The sequence below is a fragment of the Amantichitinum ursilacus genome (assembly GCF_001294205.1).
Lineage (GTDB): Bacteria > Pseudomonadota > Gammaproteobacteria > Burkholderiales > Chitinibacteraceae > Amantichitinum > Amantichitinum ursilacus.
The window spans coordinates 273,551-287,558 of sequence record NZ_LAQT01000003.1 but is presented as its reverse complement, the minus strand read 5'-3'; the positions used below and the strand labels follow the sequence as shown (position 1 = coordinate 287,558).

Annotated in this window: 13 protein-coding genes; 10 read left to right on the top strand and 3 right to left on the bottom strand. The window is 61.4% G+C overall.

Features of this window, described 5'->3' with window-relative positions; translation table 11 throughout:
- Positions 1 to 192 precede the first annotated feature (192 nt).
- Positions 193 to 615: an SRPBCC domain-containing protein gene (locus WG78_RS06100; RefSeq protein WP_053936896.1), complete on the bottom strand. Its 423-nt coding sequence runs from the start codon at positions 613 to 615 to the stop codon at positions 193 to 195.
- 241 nt (positions 616 to 856) lie between these two features.
- On the opposite strand from WG78_RS06100, the gene WG78_RS06095 reads away from it, so the two are divergent.
- From WG78_RS06095 to WG78_RS06050, 9 genes are all read left to right on the top strand, one after another.
- Complete coding sequence (locus WG78_RS06095; RefSeq protein ID WP_053936895.1) at positions 857 to 1,462, top strand: OmpW/AlkL family protein; 606 nt, start codon at positions 857 to 859, stop codon at positions 1,460 to 1,462.
- Between the two features lie 296 nt (positions 1,463 to 1,758).
- A complete protein-coding gene (locus WG78_RS06090) occupies positions 1,759 to 2,679 on the top strand; it encodes an alpha/beta fold hydrolase (RefSeq protein ID WP_083458802.1) in 921 nt (306 codons plus the stop codon).
- Positions 2,680 to 3,343: 664 nt separating this feature from the next.
- Entirely contained in the window at positions 3,344 to 5,656 is a 2,313-nt protein-coding gene (locus WG78_RS06080) for a catecholate siderophore receptor Fiu (RefSeq protein ID WP_053936893.1), read from the top strand.
- 113 nt (positions 5,657 to 5,769) lie between these two features.
- The gene (locus WG78_RS06075; protein WP_053936892.1) at positions 5,770 to 6,459 is read left to right on the top strand and encodes a Fe2+-dependent dioxygenase; all 690 of its coding nucleotides are present in this window, start codon (positions 5,770 to 5,772) and stop codon (positions 6,457 to 6,459) included.
- A 225-nt stretch (positions 6,460 to 6,684) separates the two neighbouring features.
- Positions 6,685 to 7,332 (top strand): PepSY-associated TM helix domain-containing protein, encoded by a 648-nt coding sequence (locus tag WG78_RS06070; protein ID WP_053936891.1) that lies wholly within the window; start codon positions 6,685 to 6,687, stop codon positions 7,330 to 7,332.
- A gap of 30 nt (positions 7,333 to 7,362) precedes the next feature.
- A complete protein-coding gene (locus tag WG78_RS06065; RefSeq protein WP_053936890.1) occupies positions 7,363 to 7,887 on the top strand; it encodes a DUF2271 domain-containing protein in 525 nt (174 codons plus the stop codon).
- A gap of 49 nt (positions 7,888 to 7,936) precedes the next feature.
- Positions 7,937 to 8,761, top strand: coding sequence for a DUF4198 domain-containing protein (locus WG78_RS06060; RefSeq protein WP_053936889.1), 825 nt, complete (start codon positions 7,937 to 7,939; stop codon positions 8,759 to 8,761).
- A gap of 4 nt (positions 8,762 to 8,765) precedes the next feature.
- Positions 8,766 to 9,830, top strand: a complete 1,065-nt coding sequence (locus tag WG78_RS06055; RefSeq protein WP_053936888.1) for an FAD:protein FMN transferase — start codon at positions 8,766 to 8,768, stop codon at positions 9,828 to 9,830.
- Complete coding sequence (locus WG78_RS06050; protein WP_053936887.1) at positions 9,827 to 11,437, top strand: sulfite reductase subunit alpha; 1,611 nt, start codon at positions 9,827 to 9,829, stop codon at positions 11,435 to 11,437. The genes WG78_RS06055 and WG78_RS06050 overlap by 4 nt, the downstream gene beginning before the upstream one ends.
- A 186-nt stretch (positions 11,438 to 11,623) precedes the next feature.
- On the opposite strand, the gene WG78_RS06045 is transcribed toward WG78_RS06050, so the two are convergent.
- Together WG78_RS06045 and WG78_RS06040 are read right to left on the bottom strand one after the other, a co-directional pair.
- The gene (locus WG78_RS06045; RefSeq protein ID WP_053936886.1) at positions 11,624 to 12,610 is read right to left on the bottom strand and encodes a type II toxin-antitoxin system PemK/MazF family toxin; all 987 of its coding nucleotides are present in this window, start codon (positions 12,608 to 12,610) and stop codon (positions 11,624 to 11,626) included.
- Between the two features lie 191 nt (positions 12,611 to 12,801).
- Positions 12,802 to 13,593, bottom strand: a complete 792-nt coding sequence (locus tag WG78_RS06040) for an AraC family transcriptional regulator (protein WP_201782372.1) — start codon at positions 13,591 to 13,593, stop codon at positions 12,802 to 12,804.
- A gap of 117 nt (positions 13,594 to 13,710) precedes the next feature.
- Between WG78_RS06040 and WG78_RS06035 the strand changes: the two genes are divergently transcribed.
- On the top strand, positions 13,711 to 13,962 hold the full coding sequence (locus tag WG78_RS06035; protein ID WP_053936884.1) for a hypothetical protein: 252 nt from the start codon (positions 13,711 to 13,713) through the stop codon (positions 13,960 to 13,962).
- The last annotated feature ends 46 nt before the right edge of the window (positions 13,963 to 14,008 follow it).

Genomic DNA, 14,008 nt, shown 5'->3' with positions numbered 1-14,008 from the left:
TTTTTGAGATACGGGCCGTGGGGGGCGCCGCAAACGCATGATCGCCGCCCGCTGGCACGCCGTGCGATTGCCTGCTCGCCAACCCGTCAACGGCCGCGCCAGCGCAACAAGCCGACGCAGCCGACGCAGCCGATGCCGATGCCGATGCCGTTAGCCGTTAGCCGTTAGCCGTTAGCCGTTAGCCGTTAGCCGTTAGCCGTTAGCCAGTTCGGCGTCGAGGCGGTCCAGGTTTTGTTCATTGGCGGGCGCGGCAATGGCGCGAAAAGCCTCGGCCACGGCGGGGTCGGTGAAAGCTTGTTGCCACTTCAGCAGCGTGCCGCCGTCCACCATCTCCAGCGTAATGGTCAGCACAAAATGCGGATGCGCCACATGTTCGATCACCACGCGGCGGTCTTTGTCGATCTGTTTAAACAGCGATTCATTGGGGTAGCGCGTGCCATCGGGGCTGATCATGGTAAACACCCAGCGGCCGCCCGCTTCAAATTCAAACACCTCAAACTGATTGCTGAAGCCGGCCGGACCCCACCAGCGCGCCAGACGCGCGGGGTCTTTGATGGCCGCAAAAACGGCGGCAGGGCTGGCGGGATACTGGCGTTGCGTCTCTAACGTGGTCATGGCGGGGTCTTGGGTGGGTTGCGGACGATGCCGCCAGATTAGTCATGAATCCGGCCGACCGAAAGCAGGATTTGCCAATCCGCTAATGCATTTTCGCTGCGCATCAATCAGACGAATCTGACCATTTGCATCAATTCCAGACGAAATTGATTTAGATCAACTGCGGCCAGGCTTCGAATCCTTACATTGAGCGCCGTTGCCGAGACGCAGCACTACCCGCCTCAATCAGGAGTTACCCATAATGAACAAGAAAATATTGGCCGCCATCGCAGCCGCCTGTGTAATGCCTGCGTTTGCCATGGCCGATGCCGGCGACATCATTACCCGTCTGCGCCTGATCAGCATCCAGCCCGATGTAAGCACCGACAACACCTTGTCCGCCGTGAACACCACCGTCGGCAACGCCACCGTGCCCGAGCTGGATTTCACTTACATGTTTACCAACAACATTGGCGCCGAGCTGATCCTGGGCACCAGCAAACACACCATCAGCAGCGACATCGGCAAGCTGGGCAGCACCTACGCGCTGCCGCCCACCGTTACGCTGCAATATCACTTCAATCCGCAGGGCCAGATCCGTCCGTACGCCGGTGTGGGTGTTAATTACACGCGTTTTTACAAGACCGATCTGCACCTGCCCGATGGCACCAACGTCGATATCGACCAGAACAGCTTCGGGCTGGCGGCGCAGGTGGGCGTGGACATCATGATGAACAAAACGTACTTCTTTAACGTGGACGTGAAGAAAGTACAGATGGATACCGACGTTTCCGCCGCAGGCTCCAGCCTGGGCAAGCTGAAGATCAATCCGTGGATTGTCGGTGTGGGCTTCGGCCGCGCCTTCTAAGCCATGTAAACCGAGTAAGGGTAAGGCGATGTGGAAAAGCGGGCCCGGCGACAAGGGGACGGCGTCGGGCCCCGCTTCTAGTCGTTAATAACAGCGCTTGTAGTGATTGGGGGATGCCTGCAAGGGGCATCTCTTGGTTTTTGTGGTAACAGCCGCAGGTTGTGGTTAGCCAGCTAGCGTCCAGGCCAATCGATAGACCCGCCCCTCATCCCTTGCGCTCATTCATTGTCGTTGGCAAATATCCGTGCAATGTTAAAGCGAGCGGCCCGCCCGGGCCGATGCGCGAAGGATGAGCCATGACCGGAATAAAGAAGCTGTTTACGTTGCTGACGGTGTGTGCGGCGGTTGTTTCTGCCTCGGCAGCAGCGGGCGTGACGCCGTTTCCGCCTTCATTCAAAACGCAAATCATCAGCACCAACGGCGCCAAAATCTTTGTACGCGTGGGCGGCCACGGGCCGGCCGTAGTGCTGCTGCATGGTTTTGGCGAAACCGGCGATATGTGGCAGCCGCTGGCGGCGCAGCTGGTGGCCAATCACACGGTGATCGTGCCGGATCTGCGCGGCATGGGGCTGTCTGATCACCCCGCGGGCGGCTACGACAAAAAGAACGAGGCGCGCGATATTGCGGGCGTGCTGGATGCCTTGCAGGTGGGCCAGGTCGATGTGGTCGGGCACGATATCGGCAATATGGTGGCCTATGCCTTTGTGGCTGAGCAGCCCGGGCGCGTCACCCATCTGGTGCTGATGGACGCGCCTTTGCCGGGCGTTGGCCCGTGGGATGAAATCCTCAAAAGCCCGTTGCTATGGCACTTCCGCTTTGGCGGCCCGGATATGGAACGGCTGGTTAAAGGCCGCGAGCGCATTTATCTGGACCGCTTCTGGAACGAGTTTTCTGCCGACCCCAAACACTTTGACGAGGCCTCGCGCCAGCATTACGCCAGGCTCTACGCCCGACCTGGCGCAATGCATTCAGGCTTCGAGCAGTTCCATGCCTTTGACCAGGATGTGATCGATAACCACGCGTACCTGGAGAAGGGCCCGCTGACCATGCCAGTGCTGGCCATCGGCGGCGCGGCGTCTTTTGGCGCCACCATGGCGACGGTGGCGCAGGCAGCGGCCAGCGATGTCACCGGGCTGGTGATTCCCGGATCCGGGCATTGGTTGATGGAAGAACAACCGGAGCCCACGGTGAAGGCGATTGTGGCGTTTCTGCACTGACCTGAGCGTTTACGGCCGCGCGATGGCGGCACGATCTACATCGCGCGGCCGGAGGCAAAAACCGACTGTGATGGAGTGTAGCCAAGCGCCGCCGGGCGTGTTTGCCACACCCTTTACATTTGGTTAACAAACATTTGTACACATTCAGACCATGCGCGTTGCAAGCCAGGGGCGGCGTTATCGCAACAGCGCTGCCACCGCTTGCGCCGGAGCGCACGGCTTTGTCGGCATGCTGCGTGGGGCGGGCGGCGCTGAACGCGGCAACTTGTTCTGAGAAAGAAGCAGCCACCGTCAATGCACGTCATTGCGGGCAATCACGTTGACCGCTGTTCGTAGCACGATCGCCGCAGCAATATCGTTTCCGCCTTATCGGCACTAAACATCCGCTCCTCTTCCCCGCGCTTGCGTTCTGCATTTCTGGCGTCGTCCGCCGCATTAAATTGCCGCAAACAAACAGTCATCATTCCCCCATTAGCGTAATTGCAAATAGGAATGATTGTTATTATTATCGCTGCCGACGAACGCAACATCCGTACAAAATCGTACAAATCCTCAACGCCCTCTCTCTCGTTGCGGACCAGCGCGTTGCTGCTTGGGCCATGCGGAATTCCTGCCAGATTCCGGCTCGCTGCGGCTTTCTTCACCCCGACCTGTTGACAAGAAAATGACCTATATAAAAGCCCGAAAACTGGAACCACGTCGCAGCGCCGCTGCAATCAGCTCGATCGCGGGCGGCACTGCCACGCTGGTCACCGGCCTGATGCTGAGCATGCCCGCGCATGCGGCCGACGCGGCCAGCAGCAGCGCCACGCTGCCTGCCGTTAACGTGGTGGATACCGCCGATAACGGCTACAAGGCCACGCAATCCGGCTCGCCCAAATTTACCCAACCGCTGGTGGACACCACGCAGACCGTTACCGTGGTGACCAAACAGGTGATGCAGGAGCAAAACGCCACCACGCTGACCGATGCGATGCGCAACGTGGCGGGTGCGGGCACCTTCTATGCAGGCGAAAACGGCAGCACCGCCAGCGGCGACGCCATTTACATGCGCGGCCTGGATACGTCCAACAGCATTTATATCGACGGCATTCGCGACACCAACACCACGCACCGCGACATGTTCAACACCGAGCAAGTCGAAGTCATCCAGGGCCCTTCCGGCAGCGACTACGGCCGAGGCGCGCCCACCGGCTCGATCAACCTGATCAGCAAGCAACCCACGCTGGTGGATGATCTGGAAGCCAGCGCCGTGGTGGGCACCAACAATTACACCCGCGCCACCGTGGACTGGAACCACGCCATCAACGAAACCACCGCCGCGCGTCTTAACGTGATGGGCCACAAAGAAGACGTGGCGGGCCGCGACAACGTGGATAACCAGCGCTGGGGCATTGCGCCGTCGGTGGCGTTTGGTCTGAATACGCCGACCACCGTCTACATCGACTATCTGCACGTCAAACAGAACAACACGCCCGATGGTTTGATCCCGACCATCGGCCTGCCTGGCTACACCGCGCCGAGCGCCGCGTTTGCCGCGCTGGGCAGCGCGCCCAAGGTGGACACGCACAATTTCTACGGCTTGACGACTGATCACGACAATTCGCAAACCGATATGGCGACGGTGAAGGTTGAACACCAGATCAACCCGACCACCACCCTGCGCAACATCACGCGGTATGGCGAGACCAAGCAGGATTACATGGCCACGTCGTTCATGCTGGCGGCGGCCAACCTGGCCAAAGTGACGGCCGATCCGACCAGTTGGACCATGACGCGCTCGCCCAACGTCAACGACACGTTCAACAAGATCCTCAGCAACCAGACCAACGTCACCAGCAAGTTCAACACCGGCTCGCTCAAGCATGATCTGAGCGCGGGTTTTGAATTGACGCGTGAAGAGCAGACTGTTTATGGCCACGCCACTGCGGTGGAACCCGTGGTTAGCATTTATGCGCCCAACAGCAATGTCGCGGCCACCAACTACGGTCGCAATGGCGCAGATGCGCATGGCACCACCGACACCATCGCCGCCTATGCGTTTGACACCATCGCGCTGACCCCGCAATGGGAAGTCAATGGCGGCATCCGCGTGGACCACTACAAGACCGACTACGACAGCGCCACCGCTTGCGGCGGCACCGGCCGTACCGTGGTGGCATGCCCGAGAGGCGCGGCGGCAGGCACCCCGGTGCAGACCATCAACACCGACACCAGCGGCAACCTGGTCAACTGGAAAGCGGGCGCGCTGTACCACATCAACGAGCAGGGCAATGTGTACGTCAACTTTGCGCTGTCGCAGCAGCCTCCGGGCGGTTCCAACTTTGCGCTGGCGGCCGCAACGCCGACCGGCAACAGCGCCAACCGCGTCGACTTTGCCCCGCAGAAAGCCAAGACCGGCGAGATTGGTACCAAGTGGGAATTGTTTGAAAAACGCCTGCTGGCCACGGCCGCGTTGTTCCGCACCGACATCAACAACGAAGTCAGCGCCGTGGGTGACGGTACCTATCAGCAAATCGGCAAAAAGCGTGTGCAGGGTATTGAGCTGACCGCGCAAGGCCAGATCACGCCCAACTGGTCGATTACGGGTGGCTACATCTATCAGGACGCCACGGTTGAAGCGGGTACTGCGGTGGCGGCCGATGGTTCGCAAGTGCTGACGTACACGCCGAAGAACGCGTTCACCTCGTGGACCACCTACACCTTGCCGAAGGGCTTTACCGTGGGCGGCGGCGCACGCTATGTCGGCGGTCTGGCCAAGGGCACGGATGGCGCGATTGGCACGCCGACGCATACCGACGCGTACTGGGTGGTGGACGCCATGGCCAGCTACAAGGTCAGCCGCAATCTGACCATGCAGCTCAACGTCTACAACCTGTTCAACGAAGATTATGTGTTGTCGATCAACAAGAGCGGCTATCGCTATACGCCGGGCGCACCGCGCACTGCATTGCTGACTGCTAACGTGTCGTACTAAGCCTGAATCACCGCCCGGTGAGGGCCACATGCAGCATCGATGTGGCCCTCACCGGCGGTGTGACTGCCTTACCAGCCAACGAGAATTCACTCGGTTTACGGGGTCTCCTAGCCATGATGTTGCATATTCCCGAAGTTCTGACCAAAGCCGAAGTGCGCGATTTGCGCGCCCGTCTCGATGCCGCGCCGTGGGTAGACGGCCGTATGTCCGCAGGCCCGCAAGGCGCCACGGTCAAGCGCAACAAACAGTTGCCCATCGATCATCCGGTGACGCTGGAACTGGGCAATATCGTGCTGCAGGCGCTGGCGCGTAATCCCTTGTATTTTTCTGCGGCATTGCCGCTGCGCGTGGCTCCGCCGATGTTTAACAGCTACGACCAGGCGGGTGAAGAGCATTACGGTTTTCATGTGGATGGCGCAGTGCGTGCAGTCAAGAACGCGCCGCACGGCTGGGTGCGCACGGATCTCTCCGCCACGCTGTTTTTATGCGAACCCGAAGACTACGAAGGCGGCGAGCTAACCGTGCGCGACACCTATGGCGAGCACGCCGCCAAACTGCCCGCGGGCGATATGGTGCTGTACCCGTCCAGCAGCGTGCATTGCGTGACGCCCGTTACGCGCGGCACCCGCGTGTGCTCGTTTATGTGGTTGCAAAGCATGGTGCGCCATGACCACCAGCGCACGATGCTGTACGACCTGGATCAGACCATCAACAGCCTGCGCGCACGGCTGGGCGAAACCGAAGAAACCGTGTCGCTGGCGGCCACCTATCACAACCTGCTGCGCGAATGGTCCGAGATCTGAAGCCATTGCCCGCGCCCTCGGCCACAGCCCGGCCACCTGCGGCGAGGCCAGCAATCACGCCACTTATGCCCTGTTTTTGATACCCATTGCGGCTTGACAGCGCCCGCGCGAATATGGGACTTTAATAATGATAACGATTGTCATTATTAAAAAATAAACCGATTCGCGCGCTGGGCTTTCGTCTGCTCAAGCCCTCCGTACGAACCGCTGGATACTCACTCGCCCATGTCGGCCTCTCTGGATACGCAGCCCGCAGCCCACCGGCAGCAGCGGGCATTCTGGCTTAAGCATCTGCACCGCTGGCACTGGATCAGCGCCGCCTTGTGCATGATCGGCATGCTGCTGTTTGCCATCACCGGCATCACGCTCAACCATGCCGCGCAGATCGAAGCCCATCCCAACGTGCAAAAACGCAGCGCGCATGCGCCGGCCGCGCTGTTGCAATCGCTCAGGCAGTTTAAACACGCCGACGACAAAGGCCCGGTGCCGCCGCAACTGGTGGACTGGCTGCACGGTGCGCTCGATATCGACGCGGCCGAGCATGAAGCCGAATGGTCGCCCGACGAAATCTATATCGCGCTGCCGCGCCCCGGTGGCGATGCCTGGGTCAGCCTGTCGCTATCTAACGGCGATGCGCATTACGAGCTGACCACGCGCGGCTGGATCTCGTATCTCAACGACCTGCACAAAGGCCGCAACGCGGGCAAGGCGTGGAGCTGGTTTATCGACGTGTTTGCCGTGTCCTGTCTGATCTTCAGCATCACCGGTTTGTTTTTGCTGCAACTGCATGCTGGCTCGCGCGTCGCCACATGGCCGCTGGTGGGCCTGGGTGTGGTCATCCCCATCGTGCTGGCGCTGCTGTTTATCCATTAACCCCATCCCCTTACCCGCAAGGATTTTGTTATGCACCGTCTTCTCAAGGTTACGCTGACCGGCATCGCCACCGCCCCGTTGGCTGGCACCGCGCTGGCCGCCGATTTGTCCGTCAAGGTGGAGCTGCCGCAACTCAACGTGGCCGAATATCACAAGCCGTATGTGGCCGTCTGGGTTGAACACGCCGACCAGACCCCGGTGCAGACGCTGGCCGTGTGGTACGACGGCAAAAAGCGCAATAACGAAGGCACCAAGTGGCTGAAAGACATCCGCCAATGGTGGCGCAAAGCCGGTCGTGATCTGACCGTGCCCGCCGACGGCATCAGCGGCGCCACGCGTGCGCCGGGCGAACAAGCGCTGACCTTTAGCGATGGCAAAGCGCCGCTGGGCAAACTGGCGGCGGGCGAATACGCGCTGGTGGTCGAAACCGCGCGCGAAGCCGGTGGCCATGAGCTGGTGCGCGTGCCGTTTACCTGGCCGCCCAAAGACGCCGCCACGGCCAGCGGCAAAGGCGAGCATGAACTGGGCAGCGTCACGCTCAACCTCAAGCCCTAAGCGACTACGTGTTTGCCCTGCCTTGCCCGCACTCAGGAAAAAAAACCAGATGAAAAACCTCTCGCTTAAAAAATGGCTGCCGCTGTCGATGCTGGCCGTCACCGCCTTGTTGCCGCTGGAAGCCCAGGCGCATCGCCAATGGCTGCTGCCCTCCGCCACCGTGCTGGCTGGCAACGACCCATGGATGACGGTGGATGCCGCCGTTTCCAACGATCTGTTCGACTTCGAGAACTTCCCGCTCAAGCTCGATGGCCTGCAAATTACCGCGCCCGATGGCAGCGCCGTTCAGGCCGAAGGCGCCAGCACCGGCCATCTACGCAGCGTGTTTGATCTGCAGCTCAAGCAACAAGGCACGTACAAGATTGCCGTGACCACCACGGCGGTCATGGCCAGCTACAAACTCAATGGCGAAAACAAACGCTGGCGCGGCGATGTGCAAGCGCTGGCCAAAGAAATCCCGGCTGACGCCACCGACCTGAAAGTCACCCAAATGGATGCGCGCATTGAAACGTTTGTAACGCGCGGCAAGCCGACCACCAGCGTGTTCAAGCCCAGCGGCAAAGGCCTGGAACTGGCGCCGATCACCCACCCGGACGATCTGGTCGCGGGCACCCCCGCCAGTTTCCGTTTGCTGTTTGACGGCAAAGCGGCGGCCAATCTTAAAGTGACCATCATCCCGGGCGGCAAACGCTTCCGCGATCAGGTGGGCGACTTTGTGGTGAATACCGATGCCGACGGCAAGTTCAGCGTTAAATGGCCCAACGCTGGTTTGTATTACATCGGCGCGGAAACCACAGACAACGCCTCCGCCACCAAGCCTGCCACCGAACGCCGCGCCAATTATGGCGCGACGGTTGAAGTAGCGCCGCAGTAAGCCGATGCAGGTCGTGTCCTCCGCCCCGTTAAACCGCCCCGAAGCGCTGCGCATTCTGCTGCCGCACACGCTGACCGAAGCCAGCGTGCAAGCGCCGCCGGCCGCGGCGCAGTTGCTGACGCTGGCGGGCGAAACCATGGGCACGACCTGGTCGGTGCAATGCCTGGTGACCGACGCGCGCAATGATTGGCGCGCAGCCATTGAGGCCGAGCTGGACGACGTGGTGCTGCAGATGAGCAACTGGCGCGCCGACAGCGACATCAGCCGCTTTAACCAGGCCGCTGCGGGTGAGTGGGTCACCTTGCCGGTGGCGTGTTTCCAGGTGGTGGCAACCGCCTTGCACATCGCCCGCTTAAGCGGCGGCGCTTATGATCCGACCGCCGCCGCGCTGGTCAATCTGTGGGGCTTTGGCCCCGCGCCGCGCCGCGAGCACGCGCCCAGCGCCGACCAGGTGGTGCGCGCGCGCCAGCATTGCGGTTATCAAAAAATCGAAGTGGATGCGCCCATGCGCCGCATCCGCCAACCCGGCGACATGGCGCTGGATTTATGCGCGATCGCCAAGGGCTATGCGGTTGATGCCGTCAGCGCCATGCTGGCGGCCAATGGCTGCATGCATCATCTGGTCGAGATCGGCGGCGAGCTGCGCGGCATGGGCCTGCGGCCTGATCAGCTGCCGTGGTGGGTGGACCTGGAAGCGCCGCCGCTGGACGACGCCGCGCGCGGCCAGACTGCGTTGCCGGTGCAGGATCGCGTCGGCTTGCATGGCCTGGCCATCGCCACCTCGGGCGACTATCGGCGATTTTTTATCGACTCCGCCCAACGCCAGCGCTACGCCCACACGCTGGACCCGCGCACCGGCTATCCCGCCAGCCACGCGTTGGCTTCGGTCACCGTGTTGCATGAGCAATGCATGCTGGCCGATGCCTGGTCGACTGCACTCACCGTACTTGGCCCGCAAGCCGGAATGGAGATGGCGCGCCGACATCAATTGGCCGCGCGCTTTGTGGTGCGCAGCGCCGACGGCTTTCGCGAAACGTTAAGCCCCGCCTACCTTGAAATGCTCGAATGAACACTGCCCGCATCAAGCCTTTCGGCCTCGATTATTTCTGGCTGGTGCTCGCCCTGGCTGGCCTCGCTTGCTGCGCCAATCACGCCAGTCGCATCTGCGCGTTGGGCGTCGTGCTGCTTTATCTGGGATTCAGCGGCTGGATTTTGACCCGCCACGCACGCCAGCAGCGCACCACGCACCTCGCCCCCGCTGCCGACGCCATCGCCGACACCACCTTGATTGCCTGGGCCAGCCAGACTGGCTTTGCCGAACAACTGGCGCAACAAAGCGCAGCGGCGTTGAGCGCGGCGGGTGTCGCTTGCTATAGCGCGTCGCTGGGCACGCTGGACCTGAGCACCCTCAGCCGTTATCGCCAAGTGCTGTTTATCGTCAGCACCACTGGCGAAGGCGATCCGCCCGATGCGGCCGCCGGTTTCATCGGTAAAGCCGCGCGCCAGGGCAAGGCCGATCTCAGCCACCTGGGTTATGGGCTGCTGGCGTTGGGCGATCACACCTATCGGCACTTCTGCGCTTTTGGCCACGAACTGGCCGCCTGGCTGGATCGCCACAACGCGCAACCGCTGTTTGATCTGATCGAAGTGGATAACGGCGACGCGGGCGCGCTGCGCCATTGGCAACAACAACTGTCCACGCTGGCGGGCGGGGCGCAGATGGCCGATTGGGTGCCGCCGCAATACGCAACATGGACGCTGCAACAGCGCCAATTACTTAACGCGGGCTCGGCGGGCGACCCGGTCTATCTGCTGGGCCTGACGCCCGCGCAAGGCGCGCTGCCCGAATGGCAAGCGGGCGATATCGTCGAAGTGGGGCCGCGCCACGCGCCTGACGCGGTCACGCAGTGGCTGCATGAATTGAATCTCGATGGCGGTACCCCAGTCGTGGTTGAAGGCGCAACGCTGCCGCTGGCCGAGGCGCTGGCCAATCGCAACAAGATCGCCGTGCCCGATGCGCGCTCGGCCCAGGCGTTGATCGACGCGCTGCCGCAACTGGCGCATCGCGAATATTCGATTGCCTCGCTGCCATCGGATCGCCAGCTCGAACTTCTGGTGCGCCAGACGCGTTACGCCGACCCTGCGGCAGCAAACGGTATGCGCCTGGGCCTGGGCTCGGGTTGGCTGACTGAATACGCTGCGCCCGGCGCGTCCATCGCCCTGCGCATCCGCCCCAACAGTGCCTTCCACACACCCACCGATGAGCGCCCGCTGATCCTGATCGGCAACGGCACCGGCCTGGCGGGCCTGCGCGCTCATCTCAAAACCCGCGCCGCCCGCGGCCATGGCCGCAACTGGCTGATCTTCGGCGAGCGCAACGCCGCCCACGATGCCTTGCTGATCAACGAACTGATCGCCTGGCAAGGTAACGACGTGCTGGAACGGCTGGACTGGGTGTGGTCGCGCGACGGCAGCGACATCCGCTACGTGCAGGATCAGGTCGCAGCGGCGGCAACCGAGATGGTGCGGTGGATTAACGCCGGCGCCGCCATCTATGTCTGCGGCAGCCTGCAAGGCATGGCCAGCGGCGTACACCATGCGCTAACCAATATCGTCGGCACGGATGCGCTGGCGCAAATGAGCGAAGACGGGCGTTATCGGCGCGACGTGTATTGAGGGATTTGTGGGGGATGCGGGCGACAGAAAACGAAAAAGCCGCTTGAAAGCGGCTTTTTCATTTCAAAGTACTTCGTCAGTGAACCCGGAGGTTGTCGATGTGGCCGTCACTGCCCGCTGTTCCACATCCAATGTGGATTGGACTATACGGCCAACGCGCCCACCGCGTCAATGCAAGGTCCCGTTTTAATCCGGGGCTAGCGTGAGCCTGAACCGCGTCCATTCATCATCAAGGCTTCCAATCCTCGTCTCCAGATAATCGGTGAATCTACGAAAGACCATCGCCTCCGCGTTCGCGATAGTCTGGCAGTCGAGTTGCTTGCGAAGATGGGCAATATCTTCCTCCAGTTTCACCACTGTGCTTTCCAGCGCCTTGAGCTTGGTATTTTTTGCAGTAACGAGTGCCTGCAGCGTCACGCCATACACAAGCGCGTCTTCAATCAGTCCCATCCAGGTCTTATTCAGGCGTGTTTTAAAACCCGTGTCTCTCATTGCTGGCACACGCCCGGGAAACTTCACTCGCGGTGCCAGAATGCGTGTCGCCGACACCGTTTCGATCATTTGGCACTTCGCCCAGCTCTGCTTTTGATAGTCAACAATCAGCAAAGACTGCAACGCGGCTGTGATGTCGACCGAGGCATGATCCCCGTGGGCCGGTACCGCGGACGAAATGGGAATGACCTGAACGATACCGCGTCCTGGCCCGTGAGCCAGTGCTCGCAAAACAATGGCGAGCCGACGCTTGGGCATGCTGCCCGCTTGAATGGTCTCCGGATAACGTTTATTGCTTCTTAGCTGTCCATTTGATTTTGCCACCGTCATGGGATGGTCATATTCCACTTCAACCAGGCAGCCGCGCACCAGGATCGCACTAACCGCTCGCCTGCCGCTGCTAGCCATCACGCAAGTCAACCAGGCCCTCTTTTCGGGCTGTGGCCTGCTTTTCAGGGTGATATAAAAGATAGCTGGGACAACACCAGCGGCGCTCGCGGCAACCTCGGCGACCTGCCAGCGATACTCAGCGCGACCTGAAAATTTTTTCGACATGAAAACAGGCGCCGCGTCGCTCGGGCTCATTGGAATCAACGCCTCGTCTATCTGCTCCAATCGCTCTTCGCCCAGTAAAACGCACCCGCTCGAAGTGCGTTCCAGATACTGGATTTGAATCGTCATTTCGCTTGATACCTGACCATTTGGATGGACGATATTACTACCGTCCGTCGCCGCCTTGCTGCATGGCACCCGGCCAACTCGATGAATTGGTAATAAGTTTTCTCAAAACAGGAGAACGCCATCGTGGAGCCTTGGCTACCCGATAACCCGCCGCCTACTCCACTCAGGGGCCAGCGTTAAGCGCGTCAGATTTAACCGCCCAAATATCGCCCCGGTGTGGTGCCCATCGCACGGCGAAACATATCGATAAACGCGCTGACATTTTCATAGCCCAGTTCAAACGCGATATGGGTAACGGGCACCTTGTCGGCGATCAGTTCCAGCGCGCGCAGCAGGCGCGCTTGTTGGCGCCAGTGCGCGAAGGTCATGCCGGTGTCGCGGGCAAAATGCCGGCTCAGGCTGCGCGGCGATAGCCCCGCCCAACGGGCCCATTCTTCCAGGCTGCGGTTGTCGGCCAGGTTGGCGGCCAGCGCATTGGCGATGCGTTGCAGGCGCGCGTCCACTGGCTGGATCAGGCCCAGCGCTTCGGGTTTTGCGTGCGCGACTTCATCAAGGATGATTCGGGCGATGCGCGTTTGCGCGGCGTTCAGTTCGGTGCCGGGCCAGGTGGCGGCGCGGCGGGCGGCTTCGCGCAGCAAGGGCGTCGCGCGGATCGAGCGTGGTTCGCTCGGCAAATCGACGCATGCGTGTTCGGCGATAAATACACTCCAACCCGCAAACGGCCCGAACGAGCGCAGCGAGTGCGTCCAGTGCGGCGGAATCCAGATGGCATGCACGGCGGGCACCACCCATTGTTGCCGGTCCAGCCCGATCGAGACCAGGCCGTGCAACGCGCCCATCAACTGGCCACGGCTATGGCTGTGCGCAGGCGTAATGCGCACCGAGCTACGGCTGAGTTCGGCCGCGGCCAGAAACGGCCCGTCGGACGACAGCACCAGCTCGGGCCGGATGATCAGATCTTCCATCACAGGCCTGTTTGCCACCGTATTTTCCCTTTACCCGATTGGCCGGAATTCCGTATCGAATGGCCGCGATACCGCAGGCCGCGCACGCGAGTATGCCTAAACTGGCCGCATCGTCTCAACCCCTGGAGCCCGATCATGCGTGCCGAACAACTTTTGCCCGACCACATCAACCAGACCGTCATCGACGGCGTCACCGTGCGCAAAGGCACCGTGGGCGCGTTTCTGGCCAATGCCCGCGTCTGGTGCGACGTCGCCACCAGCGCCAGCCAGCGCGCCGCGATCGAAGCCGATTTGCTGCAGGCGCTGCCCGCTTTGCGCGCGCTGGGATTGTTTGAAGTGCTCGACATCCGCAACGCCGATCTGCGCGCCTGGGTGGCCGCGCACTAAGCCGCTCGCCCGGCCCCATCACCCGTCGCCCTCTCGCTATCTCGCC